21 protein-coding genes are annotated in these 24,635 nt (G+C 44.4%); 16 read left to right on the forward strand and 5 right to left on the reverse strand.

The genetic code is table 11. The features are described from left to right. Positions 1-179 precede the first annotated feature (179 nt). Positions 180-962 carry an IclR family transcriptional regulator gene (locus tag NE664_08225; GenBank protein MCQ4726643.1) on the reverse strand — a complete coding sequence of 261 codons (783 nt, stop codon included), beginning with the start codon at positions 960-962 and terminating at the stop codon, positions 180-182. A 571-nt stretch (positions 963-1,533) separates the two neighbouring features. Between NE664_08225 and NE664_08230 the strand changes: the two genes are divergently transcribed. The 11 genes from NE664_08230 (at position 1,534) to NE664_08280 (ending at position 12,546) form a co-directional block, all read left to right on the forward strand. After that, positions 1,534-2,709: a Xaa-Pro peptidase family protein gene (locus tag NE664_08230; GenBank protein ID MCQ4726644.1), complete on the forward strand. Its 1,176-nt coding sequence runs from the start codon at positions 1,534-1,536 to the stop codon at positions 2,707-2,709. Positions 2,710-2,880: 171 nt separating this feature from the next. Then, positions 2,881-3,432, forward strand: a complete 552-nt coding sequence (locus NE664_08235; GenBank protein MCQ4726645.1) for a TRAP transporter small permease — start codon at positions 2,881-2,883, stop codon at positions 3,430-3,432. Positions 3,433-3,435: 3 nt separating this feature from the next. Next, a complete protein-coding gene (locus NE664_08240) occupies positions 3,436-4,701 on the forward strand; it encodes a TRAP transporter large permease (GenBank protein MCQ4726646.1) in 1,266 nt (421 codons plus the stop codon). A gap of 12 nt (positions 4,702-4,713) precedes the next feature. Beyond that, a complete protein-coding gene (locus tag NE664_08245; GenBank protein MCQ4726647.1) occupies positions 4,714-5,895 on the forward strand; it encodes an amidohydrolase in 1,182 nt (393 codons plus the stop codon). A 20-nt stretch (positions 5,896-5,915) separates the two neighbouring features. Beyond that, positions 5,916-7,010, forward strand: a complete 1,095-nt coding sequence (locus NE664_08250; GenBank protein MCQ4726648.1) for a DctP family TRAP transporter solute-binding subunit — start codon at positions 5,916-5,918, stop codon at positions 7,008-7,010. A 119-nt stretch (positions 7,011-7,129) separates the two neighbouring features. Next, positions 7,130-8,107, forward strand: a complete 978-nt coding sequence (locus NE664_08255) for a threonine/serine dehydratase (protein ID MCQ4726649.1) — start codon at positions 7,130-7,132, stop codon at positions 8,105-8,107. A gap of 14 nt (positions 8,108-8,121) precedes the next feature. Beyond that, positions 8,122-8,505, forward strand: coding sequence for a Rid family detoxifying hydrolase (locus tag NE664_08260; GenBank protein ID MCQ4726650.1), 384 nt, complete (start codon positions 8,122-8,124; stop codon positions 8,503-8,505). 372 nt (positions 8,506-8,877) lie between these two features. Then, on the forward strand, positions 8,878-9,780 hold the full coding sequence (locus tag NE664_08265) for a DMT family transporter (protein MCQ4726651.1): 903 nt from the start codon (positions 8,878-8,880) through the stop codon (positions 9,778-9,780). 15 nt (positions 9,781-9,795) lie between these two features. Then, positions 9,796-10,977: an amidohydrolase gene (locus NE664_08270; GenBank protein MCQ4726652.1), complete on the forward strand. Its 1,182-nt coding sequence runs from the start codon at positions 9,796-9,798 to the stop codon at positions 10,975-10,977. A 167-nt stretch (positions 10,978-11,144) separates the two neighbouring features. Next, positions 11,145-11,525: a mannose-1-phosphate guanylyltransferase gene (locus NE664_08275; protein ID MCQ4726653.1), complete on the forward strand. Its 381-nt coding sequence runs from the start codon at positions 11,145-11,147 to the stop codon at positions 11,523-11,525. Between the two features lie 124 nt (positions 11,526-11,649). After that, the gene (locus NE664_08280; GenBank protein MCQ4726654.1) at positions 11,650-12,546 is read left to right on the forward strand and encodes a serine O-acetyltransferase; all 897 of its coding nucleotides are present in this window, start codon (positions 11,650-11,652) and stop codon (positions 12,544-12,546) included. A gap of 1,076 nt (positions 12,547-13,622) precedes the next feature. Here NE664_08280 and NE664_08285 read toward each other — a convergent pair. Then, on the reverse strand, positions 13,623-14,315 hold the full coding sequence (locus NE664_08285; GenBank protein ID MCQ4726655.1) for a FadR family transcriptional regulator: 693 nt from the start codon (positions 14,313-14,315) through the stop codon (positions 13,623-13,625). A gap of 149 nt (positions 14,316-14,464) precedes the next feature. On the opposite strand from NE664_08285, the gene ilvD reads away from it, so the two are divergent. After that, positions 14,465-16,132 (forward strand): dihydroxy-acid dehydratase, encoded by a 1,668-nt coding sequence (gene ilvD, locus NE664_08290; protein MCQ4726656.1) that lies wholly within the window; start codon positions 14,465-14,467, stop codon positions 16,130-16,132. Between the two features lie 473 nt (positions 16,133-16,605). Here ilvD and NE664_08295 read toward each other — a convergent pair whose 3' ends face one another. Then, on the reverse strand, positions 16,606-17,850 hold the full coding sequence (locus tag NE664_08295) for a CHAT domain-containing protein (GenBank protein MCQ4726657.1): 1,245 nt from the start codon (positions 17,848-17,850) through the stop codon (positions 16,606-16,608). 408 nt (positions 17,851-18,258) lie between these two features. On the opposite strand from NE664_08295, the gene pilM reads away from it, so the two are divergent. Next, positions 18,259-20,319, forward strand: coding sequence for a pilus assembly protein PilM (gene pilM, locus NE664_08300; protein ID MCQ4726658.1), 2,061 nt, complete (start codon positions 18,259-18,261; stop codon positions 20,317-20,319). A gap of 134 nt (positions 20,320-20,453) precedes the next feature. Further along, the gene (locus tag NE664_08305; protein ID MCQ4726659.1) at positions 20,454-21,203 is read left to right on the forward strand and encodes a hypothetical protein; all 750 of its coding nucleotides are present in this window, start codon (positions 20,454-20,456) and stop codon (positions 21,201-21,203) included. Between the two features lie 198 nt (positions 21,204-21,401). Here the strand turns inward: NE664_08305 and NE664_08310 are convergent, their stop codons facing one another. Beyond that, on the reverse strand, positions 21,402-21,953 hold the full coding sequence (locus NE664_08310; GenBank protein ID MCQ4726660.1) for a Fe-S-containing hydro-lyase: 552 nt from the start codon (positions 21,951-21,953) through the stop codon (positions 21,402-21,404). A gap of 17 nt (positions 21,954-21,970) precedes the next feature. Further along, positions 21,971-22,813 (reverse strand): fumarate hydratase, encoded by an 843-nt coding sequence (locus NE664_08315; GenBank protein ID MCQ4726661.1) that lies wholly within the window; start codon positions 22,811-22,813, stop codon positions 21,971-21,973. Positions 22,814-23,089: 276 nt separating this feature from the next. Between NE664_08315 and NE664_08320 the strand changes: the two genes are divergently transcribed. Both NE664_08320 and NE664_08325 read left to right on the forward strand, forming a co-directional pair. Next, positions 23,090-23,452, forward strand: coding sequence for a CidA/LrgA family protein (locus NE664_08320; GenBank protein MCQ4726662.1), 363 nt, complete (start codon positions 23,090-23,092; stop codon positions 23,450-23,452). Further along, positions 23,449-24,129, forward strand: a complete 681-nt coding sequence (locus tag NE664_08325; protein ID MCQ4726663.1) for an LrgB family protein — start codon at positions 23,449-23,451, stop codon at positions 24,127-24,129. Before NE664_08320 ends, NE664_08325 begins: the two co-directional genes overlap by 4 nt. Positions 24,130-24,635: the final 506 nt, after the last annotated feature.

Below are 24,635 nucleotides of genomic sequence, written 5' to 3' on the forward strand. Positions count from 1 at the left end.
ACCGCTGAAAAATGTTGCGTTTGACGATTTTTATGATGTTTGGACCTGCTTTTTTGCATATATTTTATATAAAAACGTAAATTCTACTGGAGAGTTTTAATTGTTTTTTTTAAAGTACAAGCCGTAAAGGACGCGGCTGTTGTGAAAAGGGGCGGGTAGGCAGAGCGGGCCCGGATTTATCATTCGCCAAGAAATTTTGATAAATGGCGGCATGCTTCTCTCAGAACAGGTATTATCTCCGAAACTTCTTTCTCGCCCATTGTTTGCGGCGCGGCGCTGACGCTGATGGTGGCGGCTATGCGTTTTGTGTAGTCGCGTACGGGCATGGATATGCAGAAACTGTCCTCGCGGTATTCGCAGTTATTGATTGAATAGTCGCGCAGTTTTATTTTGGCCAGCTCGTCGAGGAAATCAATGTAGTTAAGTATTGTGTTGGGCGTGTATTTTTTTATTGTGGTGTTTTTGAAATATGCGCGTATTTCTTCGTTGGTAAAATCAAGCATAAAAAGTTTGCCGCTTGCCGTAGCGTAAAGCGGGTTCCTTTCGCCTATAAAATTAGGCGCGGGGACGGCGTTGTTGGGGTCTACCTTGTACATAACAATGGCGCTGTACTGGCTCAATATGTCAAGGGATACGGTGCGTTTGAGTTTTACGGCCAAATCCTCAAGCAATGCGACGTAGTCGGATGAGTTCAGCGTGTGGTACTTCAAAACGGAATTGCCGACTTTATATGCCGACCAGCCAAGGCGGTATGTTGTTATAGCCCCGCCTGTCTTTTCAACAAAGCCGTAGGCAAGCAGGGTGTCAAGTATCCTGTGCGCGCTGGATTTGCTTATGCCGAGATCGTGGCTTAAGGCGGCGAGGGTTGCGCCGTTGCTTGTAGGGCAGTCTTTTATATAGTTAAGTATCTCGAGCGCTTTGCTCAAAGTATGCAGCGGATATTTTGGCGTATATTCTTCCATAAGTGCCTCCTTTTATATTATCGGATATTTATTCTGTAATACGGAATTAATTTATATATAATACATCAAAAACAAAGATATAAAAAGAGTTTTTTTAAAATATTAAAAAAATAACGGGATATATGTTGTATAAGAACAGATAGCATACAAAATAAGGATTTATATTCTGATATACAGAACATAAAAAATGAAAAAATATTTAAATGAAATATAATTCTGTAAATAAGAATTAATAAGCGGAATTTTATCGTATGTTCTGAAAAAATATGCCGTATATCGAAAATAAAGATTAAATCGGGATAAATATCCATATAAGATGGCTTGGCAGATGTGTTTTATATTCCGTAAAACGGAACTGCATTTTGCATAAATTCCGTAATTGATAAAAAAATTGATAACTAAAATGCCGAATATGGGATTAATTTATTGATTTTTATATTCGGGAAAGCGTATCATGTAATTACAAAGGGCAAGTTGCTTATATAACGGCTGAAAAAACGGCCGCATATATAAGTAATGAACAATAAAAGTTATGTTTTAAGGGATTTTAATAATAAAGGAGAGTTGCACAATGAAAGAACTTATTTTTTCGGTTGAGGAGTACATGCAGAGGGTTGCAAAAACCAAAAAGAGCATGGAAGAAAAGGGTATCGACGTGCTTATCGTAACGGACCCCGCCAACATGAACTACCTTACAGGCTTTGACGGCTGGTCGTTCTATGTACATCAGGGCGTGATTGTCGTGCTTGACGAGGAACAGCCGATTTGGTTCGGCCGCGGACAGGACGGCAATGCGGCAAGGCTTACTACATACCTTGATGAAAAAAACATCTATCCTTACACAGACGACTATGTAAACTCTACAGTAAAACACCCTTATGAATTTGTAGCTGACATCCTTAAGGAAAGGGGCCTTGACAAAAAGGTTATCGCTACGGAAACAGACGCATATTATTTCTCGGCAAAATGCCAGCAGACAATCGAAAGATGCCTTCCGGACGCAACGTTTAAAGACGGATACAACATTGTCAACTGGGTTAAGATTGTTAAAAGCGAAAGGGAAATCGATTTCATAAAGAAAGCTTCCGTTATAGTGCAGAACGCCATGAATAAAGCTTATGACATGATTGATATAGGCGTAAGGCAGTGCGACGTTGCCGCCGCCGTATACCATGCGCAGATAAGCGGCACTCCCGAATACGGCGGAGAATATTCGGCGATCGCGCCGCTTATGCCGGCAGGAGTGAGGACTTCAACGCCCCATTTAAGCTGGACGGACGACGTTTATAAGGACGGCGACACAGTTATACTTGAACTCAGCGGAAACTACCGCCACTACCACTGCCCTCTTGCAAGGACAATGATACTCGGCAATGCGTCACAGAAAGTACGCGACCTCGGCGCAACAGTATCAGAAGGTCTTACGGCCGCTCTTGAAGGCATTAAGCCGGGAATGTTATGTGAAGATGTCGAAAGGATCTGGGCAAAAACAATCGCTAAAAGCGGTTTCGTAAAAGACAGCCGTATCGGTTACTCAATGGGTCTTAACTTCCCTCCTGACTGGGGCGAACACACAGCAAGCCTTCGTCCCGGGGATAAGACAGTGCTTGTGCCGGGCATGACATTCCACATGATACCGGGCATCTGGCTTGATGACTGCGGCGTTGACACAAGCGAACCTTTCGTTGTAACAGAAACAGGCGCCGAGCCATTCTGTCAATTCAGAAGGGAGCTCCTTGTAAAATAATTTTAAAAGGATTTTGATACAGGGCTTATATCCGTTTTACGGGGAATAACGGATTCACGCCGCCGGGTTTGGTCCGCGGCGTGCAAAGCCTTGTTTGGGACAATATTTTAAAAGGGTTTTAAACCTGCAAATCCATAACAGGAAACTACAGGCAAAGGGAGGAAACCGTTAATGAAAACATTTGACAAGTATTTGTCCAAATTCGAGGAGATTGTATTAAGCTTTTCCGTACTGCTTATGGCGTTTATCCTTATAGGCGGCGTTATAGCAAGGGCCGTTTTCAACTCAAGCTGGACATTTACGGAAGAAGTGGGCCAGGCGCTTAATACCATAGTAACGTTTTTCGGTATAGGCTACTGTGCAAAAAAAGCGAGGCATATAAGCATGTCTGTTGTGTATGACCTTGTAAATGAAAAATATAAAAAAGCAATGATGATAATAATTACGCTTTTAACGGCAATTATAATGTTCTACTTAACATATCTCGGAATTTACTACACAATGAGCGTTTACGAACTGGGAAGGACAACGGCGGCTTTAAGGATACCTATGTGGATTGTCGTAGCTCCCGTGCCTGTCGGCTTCTTTCTCGGCGGCATTGAATATTTAAGGACATTCTTTTTGAATATAACGCATAAAGGCGAGATATTTATATCGAGCGAATTCAGGCTCGGCGAAAATATGGACGACGCCGAATTTCAGGAAGAAAAGGAGGGGGAATAATATATGGTGGCGTTACTGCTTGGGATAATGGTATTTTTCCTTGTATTAAACTTCCCGATGGTTATACCGATGGTTGCGGCGCCTTTAGCCGTTATAATTTTCTTTATACCTAATATGGACTTGGCCATGAGCGTTCAGCAGCTTATTGCGGGAGTTTCTTCAACAGTGCTCCTTTCGGTGCCCATGTTCATACTTGCGGCCGACATAATGTGCGCCGGGAACACTACAAAAAGGCTTTTGGATCTTGTTGAAACATTTGTAGGCCACATCCACGGCGGCATGGCCATTACAACGGCTATAACGTGCACGATGTTCGGCGCGATTTCAGGATCGACACAGGCTACTGTCGTTGCAATCGGAAAACCGATGCGCCAGAGGCTTTTAAAGCTTGGGTATCAGGACGGCGCCTCCAGCGGCCTTATTATAAGCTCCGCTATTATCGCCCTTTTGATACCGCCGAGCATTTCGATGATTATGTACGCTGTTGTTACGGGCTCGTCTGTAGGCGATTTGTTTATAGCGGGCGTTGGCCCCGGTATATTGATACTTATTTTCTTTGCGATTTACAGCTATTTCTATGCGAAAAAAGTTAATATACCGCGTCTTAAAAAAGCTACATGGGAGGAAAGGGGAAAAGCTTTTAAAAGGGCTATCGCTCCTTTAGGCTTCCCTATAATCATATTTGCCGGTATTTACAGCGGCTTCTTCAGCCCTACAGAGGCGGCGGCAATAGCGGTTTTATATGCGCTTATACTTGAAATGCTTGTTTTCAGGACAATTAAAATAAAGGATCTCCACAGGATTGCCCTTTCAACGGCAGTCGTTACGTGCGCCGTATTTATACTTGTTGCGGGCGGACAGCTTTTCTCATGGGTTATCTCCTATGCGAAAATACCTCAGATGCTTACGTCTGCAATACTCGGCGTTGATCCTTCCGCAATTAAGATACTTGTAACGGTAACAATATTCTTCTTTATCGGCTGTATGTTTGTAGACTCGCTTGTTGTAATAATCATATTAAGCCCTATTTTCTACCCGCTTGCAATGCAGGCAGGTATCGATCCTATACACCTCGGCATTATAATAACGCTTCAGGCCGCTATAGGTTCAATCTCGCCGCCGTTCGGATGCAATATATTTACAGGCTGCGCGATATTCAACAGGCCGTACATAGATATTGTAAAGGGGCTGCCGCCATACCTTATCATGCTTGTCGTAATAACGGCGGTTGTAATACTGTGCCCGCAGCTTTCGCTGTTCCTGCTTTAAGGAGGGGTTTGGATGTTCGATATTAAAAGTGAAGTTTCGGCCCTTGAAAAAGAGCTTATAGATTTAAGGCGTGATTTCCACAGCTATCCGGAGCTGGGATATAAGGAGTTTTTGACATCAAAAAAAGTTTGCGGTTACTTAACGGCTTTGGGTCTTGAGGTTGAAACAGTTAACGGCACGGGAGTGTGCGCCGTGCTTAAAGGCGGCGCAGGGGAAGGCAAAACCGTACTTTTAAGGGCGGATATGGACGCCCTTCCCGTGGAGGAAGAAACGGGCCTTCCCTTCGCATCGCAAAATAAAGGCGTTATGCATGCATGCGGCCATGACGGCCACACGGCTATACAGCTTATTGTTGCCAAAATACTTGCGGCGCACAAGGACGAAATAAAGGGCAGCGTAAAATTTGTTTTCCAGCCCAATGAGGAAGAAGCGGGCGCGCTTGATATGATAAACGCAGGCGTGCTTGAAAACCCACATGTCGACGCGGCTTTTGCGCTCCATCTTTGGAGCCCTATAAAAAGCGGAAACATAGGCCTTTCCGACGGGCCTATACTCGGCACAACGGAGGAGTTTGAACTTGAAATACTTGGCGCTGCCGGACATACTTCAACGCCGCATACAGCAAAGGACGCGCTTTTGGGCGCATGCAGCGTGGTGTATGCAATGCAGAGCTTGGGCACAAGGGAGTTTGACCCGCTTTTGCCTATAGCCGTGATGTTTGGACATATAAACGGCGGCACAGCAAGAAATATTATAACCGGCAGCGTTAAGCTCGGGGGGACGATACGTTTCCTTTTCCCCGATGAAAACATAAATAAGCCCAAAGTGCTTGAAGCCTTTGAAAGGGTGATAAAAGGCACATGCATGGCGCTGGGGCTTGACTACAAGCTTAAATACATACCGAGCAACCCGTCGCTTTTCAATGACGCGGCCCTTACGTCGCTTGTTAAGGAAAATGCAGCTGAAACATTCGGCACAAGGGAAAACGTCGAGGCTTTCAGGAGCCTTGCGGGCGAGGATTTTGCGGAATTCAGCCAAAGAGTGCCGTCTGTTATGACTTTTATAGGCGTTGCAGATCATGAAAAGCACAGCGATTACCCGCACCACCACGCTAAATTCGATATTGACGAAGATATGCTTAAATACGGCGTTGAACTTCAGGTGCGTAATGTATTGTCGTTTTTAAACGGTTAACTGAAAGGGAGGATTTTATTATGAAAAAAAGGATTTTAGCTTTAGCGGCAGTATCTGTTCTTGCTGTTTCGGTATTTGCAGGGTGCGCGGGGGATCGCAGCGGGTCGGCTTCGACAAGCGCTCCGGCCCAAGGCGCGGAAGGGGAAGCCGCATCGGATCCGGACGCTACATATAACTGGAGGATGGCGCACGAGGAATATGAAGGCGACATGCAGGACGTTTACTGCAAGGAATTTGCGCAGCTCCTTAATGAAAAGTCCGACGGCCGCATAACGCTTGAGGTTTACCAGGTAGGCCAAATCGGCGACGCTCTCCAACAGTGCGAACTGCTCCAAAACGGAGGGCTTGAATTTGCGGTTATAAGCCCGGGCAACACAGGAACCGTTGTGCCTGAAAACCAGCTTTTCTCACTTCATTTCCTTTTCCCTGAGGATATGACGAAAACGCAGCAGATTTTAAGGGACAGCGTGGCTTTAAACGAAATGCTTACGGCAAAATACCTTGAAAAGAAAATACAGCCTTTAAGCTACTGGACGGAAGGCGCAATGCAGTGGACCGCAAACAAGCCGCTCAATACGCCGGACGCTTTCAAAGGCCTTAAATTCAGGACGATGCAGTCGCCTATGATAATTGCGGCTTATGAAGCTTACGGCGCAAACCCAACCCCTATGAGCTACCTTGAGGTTTATTCGGGACTTCAGCTTAACATGATTGAAGGACAGGAAAACCCGATAAGCGCAATACATACGTCTAAGTTCCATGAGGTTCAGGATTACCTTACAAGAGCCAATTCAAACCTCTATATAACGGCGACATGCGTTAACCCGGATTTCTTTAATTCGCTTCCGGCGGATATACAGCAGATTGTGCTTGACTGTATAGATGAAATGGTTCCGCGCTCCTTTGAAATACAGGAAGAATTAAACGGCGGAGCGTTGGATCTCATACTTGAAGAAAGCGACATACAGGTTGTAGACCTTACTGAAGAAGAAAGGGCTGCATTCAAAGAAAAGGCATTAACGGCTTATGACAAATATAAAGAACTTGTAGGCCAAGACGGCGCCGCTATACTCGACAAGCTCCTCGAAGAGGTTGCGGCCGTAAATGCCGAGTAAAGTTTATTGCAGCCTGTGCCGCGCCGTTGACAGCGCGGCGGGATATTATATTTTAAAATGCCGCGGCGGCATATTTCCCCTTTGACGCCGCGCGTCTATATTGTTTGGAGGCATAAATTATGCAGGTAAAAGATATTACATCAAGGGATATCTGGAGGGCAAAACAAAGGATAAGCCCGTATATAACAAGGACGCCGCTCGTTTATTCCCCGGCTTTAAGCGAAATGACGGGGGCAAACATTTATATTAAAATGGAAAACTTACAGGCTATAGGGGCTTTTAAGGTACGCGGGGCGGCAAACAAAATACTCGGCCTCAGCGAAAGCCAGAAAGAAAAAGGCGTTTCCACTTTCTCAACGGGAAACCACGGCATGGCGGTTGCATATATCGCAGACAGGCTTAATGTCAAGGCGACGGTGTGCATGTCCAAAAACGTGCCGGACGTAAAGGTTAAAGCCATAAGCAGGTATAACCCCACGATACTTCAAAACTGGGACAGCCAGGACGCGGCCGGCGTTTACTGCTATGAGCTTCAGGAAAAGGAGGGGGTTACGGTTATCCCGCCTTTCGACGACAAGGAAATAATATGCGGGCAGGGAACCATGAGCCTTGAAATACTTGAGGACTGCCCTGAAATCGACACGGCGATAGTCCCTCTTTCCGGCGGAGGGCTTATAAGCGGCGTAACGCTGGGCTTTAAGCTTACCGTTCCGGGGGTTAAGGTTATAGGCGTTTCTCAGGAACGCGCCGCCGTCATGATCGAGAGTCTTAAAGCGGGCCGTCCCGTTGAAATGCCGGAAGAGCCTACGTTGGCGGACAGCCTTTTGGGCGGCATCGGCCTTGACAATAAATATACTTTTGATATTGTAAGGGACTATGTCGACGAAACCGTACAGGTAGGCGAAGAGGAAATATCGAAAGGCATCGCATACATAATGGAAAACCACCATGTAATTGCCGAAGGCGCAAGCGCAACCGGAATTGCATACGCTTTAAGGAGCGGCGCGATTAAAAAAGGCAGCAATGTAGCCATAATCGTAACGGGAAACGGCATAAGCATGGAAACCGTTAAACAGATTGTAAACGATAATTATTAATGGGAGTGCGAAAAATGGAAAAAGAGTTTATATTTACCGAAAAAGCCACAAAACCAACCGCCCCATATTCGCAGGCGGTAAAGGCGGGCAACACCGTATATCTTGCGGGCGTATGCGGCGACGATCCGAAAACGGATAAAATTGTCGGAAACGGCGATATTAAGATAGAAACAAAATATGCCCTTGAAAACCTCAAAAATACTGTCGAAGCCGCCGGAGGCACGCTTAAAGACATAGTAAAAGTTAATGTGTTTGTAAAGGACATAAAAATGATGGCTGATTTTAACGAGGTGTATTCTTCATACTTCCCCGAAAACCCTCCGGCAAGGATTGCGATGCAGATTACGGATCTTGCGGGCGGAGCGAACCTGGAAATTGACGCGGTTGCCGTTTTATAATATCCGCGACGTAAAAATTTATTAAGCGGGTATTTTCGGCAGAGCTGAAATTTATTGCGCATAGTTTAAAGGCCGCCAAACCGGTTTAAAAGGTTTGCCGGCCTTTAATTTTTATATGAGCCGTTATGAAATACAGCCGCATATCGTTATATGGATATGATTTGCAGGCATAATGAAGTTGGGATTTAACTGTAAAAAACGGCGCGTCTATGTATTGGCGGAAACGGGGCGGATTTATTTTACGGGGACGGATAAAATTTTACGGCCGCACGCCGTATTTTGCGAATTAATCTGTATACATATAAATGTGTTGATTTATTTTAGCCGTTCGTATATAATTCTTTGAAAAATGACAAAAGGGTTGGTGTTAAAATGGGCAGGAAGGCGGTTTCATATTTTTACATAACGGTTGCGGCAGTGCTTTGGGGAGTTACCGGCTTTTTTACAAAAACGCTTACCGGGTACGGATTTACGCCGTCGGAGATGAATCTTGTAAGAAACATGATTGCGGCTTTGATAATAGGGGCCGTTTTTTTCATAACCGACAGGGGGATATTTAAAATCCGCAGTATAAAGGATTTTCTCGGCATAGCTTCCATTGCCGTATTTGGGTACTGCACATACGGGGCGGCATACGTCGTTGCCATAAACGAAACGTCCGTCGGCGTAGCCGGGGCGCTTTTTTATACATATCCGGCGTTTGTGCTGGTGCTTTCAAGGTTCATGTTCGGGGAAAAAATAACTCCCAAAAAAGTGGCGGTTATAGTTATAACTACGATCGGCTGCCTTTTTGTTTCGGGGGCCCTTGAAACGAAGGGGGCGTCATACAGCGCGTCGGGCATATTTTTCGGCGTAGTTTCGGGGTTTACTTTCGCGCTTTACAATGTGCTGGGGAAAAAATACCTTAGCGGCTATTCGGCAAAAACCGTTACTTTCTATCTGTTTTTTGTCGCGATATTCGTTTTTTCGGCAGCGGCAAATCCCGTTGACACAATATCAAAGGTCACTGCCTCGGGGGCATGGCTGAGTATGGCCGGTTTTGCCATAGCGATTTCGATACTGCCTTACCTCCTGCATCTTAAAGGGCTTGAACATGTGGAAGCGTCGAAAGCGTCCATAATTTCAACGACAGAGCCGATAAGCGCAATGCTTTTGGGATGCTTTGCGTATAATGAAAGCCCGACGCCGCTTAAAATAGCCGGCATAGCCCTTATTGTCGGTTCAGTATGCCTTATGAGTTCTAAAATAGGGGAGGGCGCCGAACGGCAGAAATGAAAGGGGCGTTTTCAGGTGTTTGATATAAAAAGGGAAGTCGCGGGGTATGAAAGCGAAATTATAGCGTTAAGGCGCGATTTCCATGAAAATCCGGAAATAGGATTTAAAGAATTCAGAACGTCGCAGATAATATACGGATATTTGAAAAAGCTTGATATCGAGGTTAAAAACATAGCTAAAACAGGCGTTGTCGGCATAGTGCGGGGCACGGCGGGAGAAGGAAAGACAATACTCCTCCGCTCAAGCATGGACGCCCTGCCTGTGGAAGAAAAAACGGGGCTCCCGTTTTCGTCCGTTAACGAAGGGGTAATGCATGCCTCCGGCCATGACGGCCAGATGGCGATGCTCCTTGTGGCGGCCAAAATACTTTCAAGGCACAGGGACGAATTCAGGGGCAATATAAAATTTGTTTTCCAGCCTAATGAGGAAGTTACGGGAGCTTTGGAAATGATAAACGCCGGAGTGCTTGAAAGCCCGGCTGTGGACGCGGCTTTTGCCGTGCAGCTTTGGAATCAGATTGAAAGCGGCGAAATAGGGCTGAGCAGCGGCCCCGTTATAGGCACTACGGAAGAGTTTGAAATAACGGTTTACGGCAAATCGGCGAACACTTCCCTGCCGCATACGGGAAAGGATGCGATACTCGGCGCGGCGAAAATTATAGATTCCCTTCAGGCATTGTGCACAAGGGAATACGATCCTTTGTGCCCTATGGCCGTAATGGTAGGAAAAATAAGCGGCGGTACGGCAAGGAACATAATAAGCGACAGGGTTGAAATGGGCGGTACGATCAGGTTCCTTTTTTCAGGCGGCGACGGCGGTAAGGAAAAAGTAAAAAGCTCTTTCAGAAGAATTGTGCAGGGCATTTGCAGCGCCTTGGATCTTGAGTTTGAAATATCTTTTATACCGAGCAACCCGCCGCTGATAAACGACGCCGCCCTTGTAAGCCTTGTTAAAGGCGCGGCGGAAACGGTGTTCGGCACAAACGGGAATATAAGGGAATTTAAAAGCCTTTTAGGAGAGGACTTTGCCGAAATCAGCCAGCGCATACCTTCCGTTATGACTTTTATCGGTATTAACAACCCGTCGGAAGGAAGCGTTTACCCGCATTACCACCCATGCTTCAATATAGATGAAAACGTGCTTAAATACGGAGTTGAACTTTTTATAAGAAGCTCTTTAAGGTATCTTAATTTGTAATTACGCTTGCGATTGGGCCGACGTAGGAAAAGCGTCGGAGGAAAGATGCGTTTATGCCGCCGGCAAAGACTTATGTGAAAATAAATATGCGGCCCTAGAGGCTATAAACCGGGAAATAATGCGGCGTGGCTCTAAGCCGCGTTCGGATTTCGGAAGGGGGAGAAAACTTGATAAAAGATTTAATGTATATAGAGTTAAAAACAGGGTATTCGGACGACGGCCCGGCATGGATCGGCTATGTGAAAACTTCAAAAAGCAGAAAGACGGTTTATTTTAACGACCGCGCTTTTCAGAAGCGCACCGGATATTATTTCAATTATGAAGACGTAGAAAATGGGGATAAATATTGGATTTCAGGCGTGAAAAAACGGGAGAGCAACAGGCATTGGGCCGGACGCGGCAAAATTATAATCGACAAAAGGGCGGTTGATTGGTACCTGAAATTTACGGGACAAAAAGAACTGCCGCCGAATTTGTTTGAAAAAGCGGATATTAAAGATATGTTCCCCACAGAGCGGATTAAGCGGCGGCTGAACGGCGAACTTTAAACGGAACAAATGAAAATGCGGAGTCTTTGCCTGCGGAAAAAAGCGTCGCAAATTTATGCTTGAAGAAATTGCCTTTATTTGAGATAATGTATAAAACATATTATTTTGATAGGAGATATATCATATGGAAAACGACATTAGGAAAGTTATTAATAAAGCCGTACACTCCGTAACAGAAAACTGCAAAAACGAGGAACTTTTTATAACAAGGGAGGGAAGGAAACTTCCCAGCAGGTATGTTATTATACAGATAATAAAGGAATTAAGACGCGTTATGTTTCCCGGGTATTTCGGAAGCGAAAATATAAAGGCGTCCGAACCGGAATATTTTATCGGGCACACAATAACGAAACTTTATGAAGCTTTGAAACTACAGGTTGAAACGGCCATACTATATAAAAACGCCGATAACGCCACAGAAGAGGAAATAGCGCTGAGGGCGGAAGAAATAAGCTGCCGTTTGTTTGAAAAGGTTCCCTATATACAGCAGATGCTCCTTAAAGACATACAGGCCGGTTTTGACGGCGATCCGGCGGCGAAAAGCAAGGAAGAAATTATATTTTCATATCCGGGGCTTTTTGCAATATACGTTTACAGGGTTGCCCACGAGCTTTATAAAATGGACGTTCCGTTTGTGCCGCGCATAATGACGGAATATGCCCACGGGAAAACGGGGATAGATATAAACGCCGGGGCGCAGATAGGGGAATATTTCTTCATAGACCACGGTACGGGAATTGTTATAGGCGAAACTACAAATATAGGCAACAATGTCAAGCTTTATCAGGGCGTTACCCTCGGCGCGCTTTCCACAAGGAGCGGCCAGCTTTTGGCAAACGTAAAAAGGCATCCGACTATTGAGGATAATGTAACTATATACTCAGGGGCGACTATACTCGGCGGGAAAACTGTCATAGGAGCCGATTCCGTTATAGGGGGCAACGTATTTATTACGGAATCCGTACCGGCGGGCGCTAAAGTTACGCTTAAAAACCCTGAGCTTGATTTCAGGTATGAATAAATGCGTGCTTTTAACATGACGGCCCTTTAAAATTTTATAAAGGGACTTTTCGGTGAAATTATTGGATTGTAAAAATATGCATGCACCGTAAATAGAATTCCGCTTTGTTTGGCGCAGGACTTACTTAAGCGTTATAACGATACGGACTGATTGACGGCAAAAAAATTTATGGTAGCCGCACATGCGGATTAAACGTGTTTTTCATTAGGTTTACAATGGCATATACGGTTGAGGGCTTATTAGCGGCATAAAAGCGGCGTCAAATACTTTTGACGCCGCTTTGGTTTTTTATTTTAAATTGCCGACGCCGTTTTGATATTTTAGACGCCGTGCGGAGATTTTTTTGTTATTCAAGGCGCAAATGCGCGGGCTTGCCCGCATGCAAATATACGAACTGTAAAAGAATAACGGCGCGTGGCGTTTGCCAAAAGGGAAGTTAGGCAGTATGTTCAAGTATTTGCAGCGTCCTATAGAGAAAAATTTATTATACCTTCGGTTTGCAAGGGGATGCATGCTCTATACGGTAAATTTTTCTGTTCTTCGGAACTTAGAATACTTGCCTGTGAACTCTTGAATTTTCCGTTGGAAAACGCGCCGCGGCTATCGCACGGTTCGCTCCATTACCTCTTGGTAAGTCTGCGCATTTGCACGTTGAATAACAAAAAATTTTCACATGCGGAGTAAAGAGTTGAGGGCGGCAAAGAACGAGGAAAAAGCATGCAGGGGCAGTCAAAGTTACGTCAAATACTTTTAACGCCGGTATCGGGCGGCTTAATGCAGTCCTCAACCGTATGTACCCAAGGTATGGAGCCTGTATGCCTTTGCAAATGCCGCCTTGTATAAAAAATTATACGTCGATTTGCATGGGCTTCTCAGCGGCTGTGCGGAAAAAGCTAAAGCATACGCCGTACAATACAGGCCGGGATTTATGATTTTAAAATTGAAATTTGGACGGTGGTAGACGCGTCGGATATGATAAGATAAACTATTCCGGCGCGTTTATTTTTTGCAGAAAAATCCGGTTTACATACAAGCGGGCGGATTCGGCGTAATTTTGGCGGCGCATACCGCGGGATTCAGGCATCCTCAAGGTCTTTAAGGCCGCGCAGTATATGAAGCCGCATAGCCATTTCGGCCCCGTCGCCGTCGCGGTACTCTATGAATTTTGCAATATGCGGGTGGTAAATTTCCACGTTTTCCGTGGACATGGGGGCGCGCCCTATTTTTGACGAAGTGTTGATGGCGTCGCTTACGGCGGCTTCGAGAGAAGGGAGGGTAAGCTTTATAACGTCGTTTTTTGTCGCCGTAGCTATCAGCGCATGAAAATGCTGATCCTCGCTTATGAACGGGCGGCCGCTTTTTATAAGCTCAAGTATATGGTTTGAAGCGGCCGTTATCTGCGAGATTTCAAACGGGCTTGCGTTAACGGCGGCAAGCTTCGCATTGGGCGGTTCCAGTATAAGGCGGAACTCAAACCAGTTTTTTACGAGCTTTTTTTTGTCCTCAAGGTATTTCATGCCGAAAGGATCGCCGCTTGTTTCCGGGGCGCACGATACGAATGTCCCGCTTCCCCTCTTTATAACAAGCACGCCCTTAGCCGCTAAAATTTTTATGGCTTCCCTCAAAGAAGTCCTGCTTACGCCTAACTTTGAACTCAGATCGTATTCGTTGGGGAGCCTGTCGCCGGGCATGTACTTTTTTTCTAAAAATATCATATCGCTTATGCGGTTCGCAATCGACTGTGAAACCGGTATAAATTCGTTGGGCATATGTTTCCTCCTACGTAAGTTGTAAGACTGATTTTATCAGATAAATGTGTTCATGTCCAGAAATATATTGACATTATGGTATGCGTTGTATAAAATTAATTTAAAGTTGTCAGACTGATTTTTGTTATTTGTTAAAGGAGATGTTTAATATGAGAAGCGACGCAATGAAAACCGGCCCCAAAAAACTGCCGCACAGGACGCTGTTAAAAGCCCTCGGCCTTACCGATGCGGAAATCGAGAGGCCGCTTATAGGCGTTGTATGCGCCAAAAATGAGATAATACCGGGACACATGCATTTGGATCAAATTGCCCGGGCCGTTAAAGACGGCATAAGGCTTGCAGGCGGCACGCCTTTTGAATTTCCGGCAATAGGCGTTTGCGACGGGCTTGCAATGGGGCACGACGGAATGCATTATTCCCTTATAAGCCGCGAGCATATCGCCGACAGCGTTGAAATAATGGCAAAGGCGCACCCTTTTGACGCGCTTGTTTTTATTCCGAACTGTGATAAAATTGTGCCGGGCATGCTGATGGCGTCGCTGAGGCTTAATCTTCCTAGTATATTTGTAAGCGGCGGGCCTATGATGCCCGGAAAACTTATGGACGGCTCGAAAACCACTTATTCAAACGGATATGAGTTTATACCAAAGCTTGAACAGGGGCTGTGCACTCAAGAGGAAGCTATGGATGTTGAAAACAATACTTGCCCGGGATGCGGAAGCTGCGCCGGAATGTTTACGGCAAATTCCATGAACTGCCTTACGGAAATTATAGGAATGGGGCTTCCCGGCAACGGGACAATACCGGCCGTGCATGCGGGGCGCATAAGGCTTGCAAAGGAAGCGGGCATGAAAATTATGGAAATACTTGAAAAAGATCTGCGCCCAAGGGATATTATAACCGAAAAATCCCTAAAAAACGCGCTCCATGCTGATATGGCGCTGGGATGTTCGACAAATACGGCCCTGCACCTGCCTGCTATCGCCCATGAAGCCGGGCTTACTATTAATTTTGAGGATATTAACAAAATAAGCAAGGAAACGCCGCACCTTGTTAAGCTTGCCCCCGCCGGAGCCGACTGCCTTGTGGATTTGGATGAGGCCGGAGGCCTAAGCGCGCTTATGAAAGAACTGGAAAGCTACGGCCTTTTTGACACAAGCCTTATAACCTGCACATGCAGGACGGTAGCCGAAAATATCAAAAATGCAAAGGTAAGGAACAGGGACGTTATAAGGAGCAGGGAAACGGCATATTCGCCGGACGGCGGCCTTGCAGTGCTTTGGGGCAACATTGCGCCGGACGGGGCTATTGTTAAAAAAGGCGCCGTACTGCCCGAAATGATTGTGCATAAAGGCCCGGCAAGGGTGTTTGACAGCGAGGAAGACTGCATTGAAGCCATGACGGCCGGAAAAATAGTTTCGGGCGACGTTATTGTTATAAGATATGAAGGGCCGAAAGGCGGCCCCGGCATGAGGGAGATGCTTGCGCCGACGGCAACGCTTGCGGGATTAGGCCTTGACAAAAGCGTTGCGCTTATAACGGACGGGCGTTTTTCCGGAGCATCCCGCGGGGCGGCTATAGGGCATATTTCTCCCGAAGCGGCGGCAGGCGGGCCGATAGGCCTTATAGAAGAGGGCGATATTATTTCAATAGATATGAACAATAATACTCTTAATGTTGAAGTTGACGAAGCGGTACTTGCAAAACGCCGTGAAAACTTCAGGCCTGTCGTTAAGGACGTGCCGAACGGGTATCTCAGAAGATACAGGGAGCTTGTTACGAGCGCCAACACAGGGGCTGTATTCAGGGATTTCTGATAAATACTCGGGATTTCCGAAGGACAGCGCTGTTTGACGCGATGTCCGAAGCGGTAAAAATTTAAACTTCACAGAGGTACGGGATAAACCGTCGGCATGCGAAAGCGTGCCGACGGTTTGTATTAAGCGGGATTATTTGTTTTAACGATGAAAATATTTGAGGCGGATATTTACGGTTGTGTTTTAATGCGGCGGCGTTTTCAAGGTTTTGGGAAGGCGGATATATAAACGCCAATATAAATACTGATTTTTGAAAGGGGACGGCTTTTTTGAAATAAGTTTTAAAGGAATTGACGGCCCCATGCAAAGGATTTTTGGCGCGCAAAGTTATGCAATATTTTATAAAGTTTTATAGTTACAGCAACGCAAACGGAAGTTTAAATTATGAAAACGGAAAGGCCGCGGCATATTGTTGCCGCGGCCTGACGTTACTTAATGTATTAAAGAATCAGCTGTTTTGCCGGAACAATGATTTATTCCGTAAAACTGTATCCGACGCAGAACGCCGTCGTACTGCCGTTGTTATAATAGTCATAATAGGTTATTTCAACTTGATAAAGTATTTCGCCCGTTGCCGAAAGGTACATGCGCGACGCCCGCTTATTCTTGATTTCGTTATCGAACCCGAGTTCCTCAATGGCAATATCAAAAAGCTCCTCGTCGGTGTAGTTGTTTTCCGACAGCGTGAGAGGCGTATTTTCTGAAATTGGGGTTCCTGCAACAGTAATCAGTACAGCTTTATCATTTTCTATTAATATATTGTAACCGAAATCCGTTTCAATGCCATTAAGATTGTATCTGAAATAAACTGGTTTATATTGAACTGTTTTTGAACGTTCTTTTTCGTATATAGTGTAGTCGTTGAGATTAAATTCGTTATTTATGTTTTCTTTTATATAATTTTCTATTTCACCATATTCGCCGGACATATGTTTATAAGATACATCATCTGTAATAACATATTGTTCAAGACCTTCATGTAAAAGGCTTTCTATTCCTTTTTTATTCTCTGATTGTTTGTTGCTTAATTTTTCTATTGTATTCTGTTTATTGCCGAAAAACTCATAATTGAATACGGTTGCCGTAGGATGGTATGAAGGTAATGTCGAACCGTTTGTTAAATCATTTTCAGCTCCAGCGGCGGTATTTTCAAAATTATCACCATTATCTAAATGTTCAAAAAACTTTGCGTTAAAATCTTTCAAAGACGGCGACTGGACGTCTTCTTTCCAGCCAATCGTACATGCCGCTCCATTATCGTTAATTTGTTTGGCTATTGAAGGTATGCCGGGAACCGCCGAATAGCAGGCTGATAAAACTCCCAACTGCACCTGATTGAAATCCAGGTTTTCGATATTTTTATAATCCTTTCCTGTACCGTTGGAAATTCCCATACCGTATCCTAAATCTATCGAAAGTCCATCTCCGTGTCCGGCAAAGTAGATTATTGCGCTGTCAAGCCTATCGTTATCCATATCGGCAAGTTTTGGGTTAAGTATTACTTGACCGTCGTATCCCCATTTCAGCACATAGTCTAAAGCGTTGTAACATTCGTCGGCTGTTTTTATGATTTGATCTCCCGGCTTTACCTGATCGCCATCCCAATCTTGAAATCCATAAATAAAACCTGAATTTGCATATCTGGGTGCGGCTGAAACGCTTGTTGCGAAACATATTGTCAATGAAAGGCATAAAACCAAGCTAAACAGTTTTTTCATAATTTCCCCCACCTTCATTGAATATAAAGTTTTCTATACAATAATCCATATAAAGCCAAAATGGAATTTCTGTGCAGATAAAATATAGATATATCACAACCTTTCTAAAATACACATGTCAAACGGCAAATTTTTTGGTATTATATGGATATTTAATAAAGTGTTTAACGTTCGCCCCTACTTTAAAATAATAATATATTTTATTAAGCGTGGCATCAACATGATTTGTGATATTTGTGCAAATATTTATAAAATATGTAATATATTCACAAAAAGTATTATGCCTTTTTTTAAATGCGGCGTATACGAGGTTGCGTTTACTTCACTCTTTACATTCCCTTTAAAAATGTATAAAATGTAGAAAAAGGGCTGACGGCGCGAATGCCGGGCGTACGGAGGAAGGATAAAATGGAAGCTAACGGAAAATCACAGTCGCTTACGCCGCAGAATACGGTTTTTGCTTTGGATATAGGGACAAGAAGCATTATAGGCATGGTGGGCTTTGTTGAAAACGGCAAAGTCAATATTATTGCCGTAGAAAAGGCCGAACATACCAAAAGGGCGATGGTTGACGGGCAGATTGAAGACATCGATCAAGTCGCGTCTGTTGCCGGCGCGGTTAAACGCCGTCTTGAAGAAAAGGTCGGGATCGGGTTTGACAGGGTGTGTGTGGCCGCCGCCGGGCGTGCCCTTAAAACGGAACGCGCCGTGTTTGAGATGGAACTTGACGGCGTGCAGGTCATAAATGATGAAATAATCAGCCGCCTTGAAGCCGGGGCGATATGCGCGGCCGAAGAAACTTTTGAAGCAAATGCAGGGCAGGATACGGAACCGCGCCGGTTTTATCTTGTGGGGTATAACGTATGCCAATACTATATAGACAATTACATGATGTCAAGCCTTAAAGACCACCGCGGAAAAAAACTGAAAGTTGATATAATCGCAACTTTCCTGCCGGGAGAGGTTGTCGACAGCCTTTATACGGCTATGGCCAAAACCGGCCTTGAAATCGCAAGCATGACGCTGGAGCCTATCGCGGCCATTAACGCCGCAATACCCGAAAACCTGCGCCTTTTAAATTTGGCGCTTGTGGATATAGGTGCGGGAACGAGCGATATTGCAGTATGCCGCGACGGAAGCGTAATAGGATATACAATGGCTACGGTTGCAGGCGACGAGATAACGGAATCCATTATGAAAAAATATCTCGTTGATTTTGATACGGCCGAAAAGATAAAGTTTCAGCTTAATTCAAAAGATGAAATACGTTTTACGGATATACTGGGCTTTGAACAGAATATTCCGAAAAGCGATATAACGGAATGTGTAAATGCGGACGTTGAAAGGCTTTGCCGTGAAATAAGCGAACGCATAATTGAAGTTAACGGAGGGGAACCGTCCGCACTTTTCCTTGCAGGCGGCGGGAGCAAGTTGGACGGGCTTAAAGAAATTATAACGGAAAGCCTTAAAATGGATCCGAAACGGGTTGCTACGGCAGGAAATAATTTCCGTATGAGCGCCGTATCGGAAATTTACGATCTCAACGATCCCGAATATACAACGCCATTAGGCATTGCGGTTTCGGCCGGGCTTAACCTGACGAACGACGGTTTCAGGGTAACCCTTAATGACAAAAGCGCAAAGCTTTTCAGAAGCGGGGCGTTTACCGTGCTGAATCTTTTGATGATGAACGGATATAACTATCAGGATATAATGGGTCGTTCGGGGCAAAACGTTGTTGTAACCGTAAACGGCGAAAGGCGCGTATTTTACGGCGAAAAGGCAGAACCCGCAAGGCTTGAGGTAAACGGCGGGGAAGGCAGGCTTTCGGATATTGTGCGTGCCGGCGATAATATTATATTTGTTCCGGCTGTAAACGGCGAAAACGCAAAGGCATATCTTACGGATATAGAAGGGATAATTTCGGGCATGGACATTGTTGTCAACGGCGAAATAGTCCCGGCGGACACGCAGCTTGAAAACGGGGATAACGTTGTGTTTGAGCCTTTAAGCCGGGAATATACGGATATGATAAAGGCTTTCGGGCAGAAAAAAGAAAACGGAAAAGGCTTTGAAAAGCAGGAAAACTTCAAAGAAGAAACGGCGGAGGAATACGGTTTTTCTCAAGAAGTTGGGAACAAACGGGAAACATATGCAGAGTATGCAGCCGATGAAGCAAATGAAGCGGAAAAAGTTGCGGATCGTGAGGAAACAAGCATTGCCGCAAAGCTTGCCGGAAATATATCGTTCACAGTCAACGACATGTCGTTGACGCTTCCCGAAAAGAAAAACAAAGAGCCGTACTATCTTATGGATATGCTCCAGTATTCCGGCCTTGATCTTGATAATATATCGGGCCCGGTAACGCTCAAAGTAAACGGCGAGGAATGTTCTTTCAGACACACGTTAAAAAACGGCGATCACGTTTTAATATATGAACGGAAAAAGCAGTCGGAAACAAAGGGCTGATTTAACGGGCGGCTTATATGCCGCCTTTAATTTTTATAGTTTAACGGAAAAACAAAAGGATAATAATTTAATCTTAAAGCGGAGAATTTAAACTGCAAAGCCTGAAATTAAGGCAAAGATAAGGAGAATTTTTTATGAAGGGATGGAAAAAAGCCGCGGCGTTATGCCTGTTTGTATTTGCGGTATTCGCTTTGAAATCGGCTTCGGGAACGGAAAAAGCGGAGCCAAATCTGTACGGGGAGGATCCGTATGGAAGAGGTATAATAGGAGTAAATTTTCCTTTCTCCGCCATAAGCGGGCAGGGGAGTCTGGACGGATTGGGGTATAATTCTCTTGAAGAAATAAAAGAAACGCCTGATGACATATTTTCATTAAGCATAAGTTATACAAAACTGAATAATTCCGAAATATTGTCAAGATTTGAAAATTTGGAAACGCTTGTTTTATCCGATTCGGAAATTAACGATTTTTCATTTTTAAAAAAACTGAAAAAGCTGAAATGTTTGTATATAAGCTCCTGCGTATCCGATGATTTTAACTCAATCCGATATTTGCCAAATAAAAAAGAATTGGCCGTTCTCACGATTCACAGCTGCAAAAACAAAGATTCTTCGCTGATTACAGATATAAGCTTTTTAGAAGGATTTACCGGACTTATATTTTTAAACTTAGGGGGAAACGACGTAAGAAATTTAGATCCGATAGCGGGCATGTCAAAGCTGGAAACAATATACTTGTACGATAACTTTCATATTGAATCGCTTAAACCGCTTCATAATCTTGAAAATATAAAAGACGGCATTATCCCGCCTACATATCAATATACCAAGGATGATTTGGAATATCTGGGAGATCCGATGTCCTCGAATATATATTATGACTGAAAAAGAAGCAAAAGCCCCGCTGAAAGACGTTTTAAAGGCCGGAGGAAAAAGGACGGGCGCAATATAATTTCGGCGGGGCTTAAATTTTTTGAAATTTTTTTAACGGCGCCCTATGTATTTGCGGTTGTCGGTCAACTTAGGATAACGTAACCGCGGCTTGCCGTTTTGGAGAAAAATAACGGCTGACGCACGGCATTGTTAAAGTTTCCTGTATTTTGCTTTTTCGCTTTCATAAAGATTGCCGCCATTTGCATCCATAACGACAACGGCGGGGAAATCTTCCACATACAGTTTATGCACGGCCTCCGCGCCGAGCTCTTCATAAGCTATAACTTCGCACGATTTAATAGAATTTGAGATCAGGGCCGCCGCTCCGCCTGTGGCGGCAAAATATACTGCGCCGTTGCGGGCCATTGACTGCGCGACTTCAATGCTTCTTGCCCCTTTGCCTATCATGCCTTTCTCCCCCATGTCAAGAAGGAACGGCGCGTATGCGTCCATGCGGTAGGATGTGGTGGGGCCTGCCGGGCCTATTGCCTGCCCGGGTTTTGCCGGGGCGGGGCCTGCATAGTATATAATCGAGTCTTTCATTTCAAAAGGGAATTTTCCCGTTTTTTCATAATCTTCTATCATGCGTTTGTGCGCCGCGTCGCGGGCCGTATAGATTGTGCCTGTTATTTTAACTATGTCGCCTGCTTTTAAAGAGGCGCACTTTTCTTTTGTCAGCGGCGTTTCTATTTTAACTGTCATAATGTTTCCCCTTTCTTTTAAAATGTGTGCGAGGCATGGCGCGTTACGTGGCAGCTTATGTTTACGGCTATGGGCATACAGGCAATGTGCGTCGCATATGTTTCTATGTTTACGCCGAGGGCCGTCGTAATTCCGCCGAGCCCCTGCGGGCCTATGCCTGTTTTATTGATTTTTTCCAACAGTTCAATTTCCATATCGCGTATGTGGCTAAGCGGGTTATGGGAACCGACGGGGCGGAGAAGGGCTTTTTTGGCGAGCATGGCCGCAAGCTCGAAATTTCCGCCGCATCCTACGCCTATAACCATTGGCGGGCATGGGTTCGGGCCGGCCGCTTCAACGGTTTCGAGAATTGCTTTTTTTGCGCCTTCAATGCCGTCCGACGGCTTAAGCATATAAATCCTGCTCATATTTTCACTGCCCGCTCCCTTAGGCGCTATTTCGATTTTAAGGCTGTCGCCTTCGACTATGTTATAGTGTATGATTGCGGGGGTATTGTCTTTTGTGTTGACGCGTATAAACGGATCTGAAACTACCGATTTGCGGAGGTAGCCTTCGGAATATCCGCGGCGCACTCCTTCGTTTACGGCTTCTTTCAGGCTGCCGCCTGTGATATGCACGTCCTGGCCGATTTCTATAAATACGACGGCGAGCCCCGTGTCTTGGCATATGGGCATGTGTCCGCGGCGCGCTATGCCGGCGTTTTCTATTATCTGAGAAAGCATTTCGCGCCCTATAGGCGATATTTCGCTTTTATGTGATTCCTCAAGGGCGTTAAGAATATCGCCGTTTAAGAAACAGTTGGAATCAATGCACATTTTTTTCACGGCCTCGGTTATGGCCGTTGTTTCGATTTCTTTCATATATGTAACCCTCCCTTAATTTTATGGCTGTTTTTAAATTATAACATAAAATTATACGTTTTAATATCCGCGGCAAAAAAACGGACGGAGCGCATAAAATTCCTTTTACTCTCCAATGTGCGTTTTATGCAAAGCGGCCGACGGATTTTAAAAAATTTTTTATTATCGTGTTCTGTAAGACAGCCGTGATTTTGCCTTCGTTGACATTTATTTTTGCCGGTGGTAGAATAACTTTTATTATATAAACTGGAAAATGGAAGATAAGGGGTAATGGGTATGAAAATAATTAAACAGCTGACGATTATTTCGGCAGTATGCCTTGCGGGCGAGGCTGTATCCGCCGTATTGCCGTTTGCGTTCCCCGGGAGCGTCATAAGCATGATTATGCTTTTTCTGCTTCTTTTTTTAAAATTTTTAAAAGAGGACGCAATTAAGGAAACAGGGGATTTCCTATTGGGAAATATGGCGTTTTTCTTTGTGCCGGCCGCTACGGCAATAATCGAAAAGTATGAAATTTTAAAGGGAAGCATACTTATTATAATTTTCATCAGCATAATATGCACTTTTATAACATTTTTTGTGACTTATTATACGGTATGCTTTGTTTCGGCCTTACAGAACAGGGGGAAAAATAAATGAAAGATATTTTGATTAATACTCAGATATTCGGATTGTTTTTAAGCCTTATAGCGTATACGATCGGCCTCAAAATAAAAGAAAAATTTAAAACGCCTTTTGCGAACCCGCTTTTAATAGCCATTGTAATCACAATAGCGGCGCTTACCGCTTTTGATATTCCGTATGAAAAATATAATAGCGGCGGCGCGGCCATAAGCCTTATGCTTGTGCCGGCAACGGCGGCTCTCGGACTTTCGGTTTACAGGCAGTTTGAAACTCTTAAAAGGAATTTCCTGCCGGTTATAGCCGGATGTTTTGTGGGAGGGGTTACTTCCGTTGCATGTTCGATATTCTTTTGCAGGCTTTTCCTGCTGCACGAAAGTATAACGGCCTCGCTTATACCGCGTGCCGTTACAAGCCCGATAGCGATGGAAATAGCCGAAGCCCTCGGCGGCATAGTGCCGGTTGCGGTTGCGGTGGTTATATTTTCGGGTATTGTCGGCGCTGTTTTCGCTCCTGTTTTTATGAAGGTTTTTAAGCTTAAAAACAGGGTTGCCCTCGGCGTTGCAATAGGAGTGAGTTCCTCGGCGGCAGGTACGTCGAAAGCTATAGAAATAGGGGAAATTGAAGGGGCGATGAGCGGGCTTGCAGTAGGTATTACGGGGCTTATTACGGTTGTTGTGACAATGTTCTTATAATATGCCGATAAGTTATATATCAATTAAGCATATTGTATAAAAATGATGACAATAACCGGTGTGCAGTGATAAATTTATATTAATTGTTGATTTTGCTGTAGGTATGTGTTATTATTGCATCACTATAAGTATAAAAATGCACATATACGGCGTTATCCGTTAATCATATACGGCAGATAGTAGTCATATGTATATTAAAAAAGGGCATTTGAATATTAAAAATGCCCTTAAATTATACTTATTTTTAATAGTGTTAATTTGATCACATTAAACGCTCCCGTAACTATATTGTTTTAAAGTATAAAAAATATATACTTTATCCAAATAAAACGGCGAAAATATCGGTTTTAAGACGCCGATCTTCGGCATAATCACGGGTACATCAACTGTAGTGTTTTTTGAATTGTTTTAAATAAAATACAATAATTGACATTCTCGCTGTTGACATTCTACTCAAGGAACGTGTCATAATACACCTATAGTAAAAAAATACAAAAATATACATA

It is taken from the genome of Anaerotignum faecicola (genome assembly GCA_024460105.1).
In the GTDB taxonomy this organism is placed as follows: domain Bacteria; phylum Bacillota; class Clostridia; order Lachnospirales; family Anaerotignaceae; genus JANFXS01.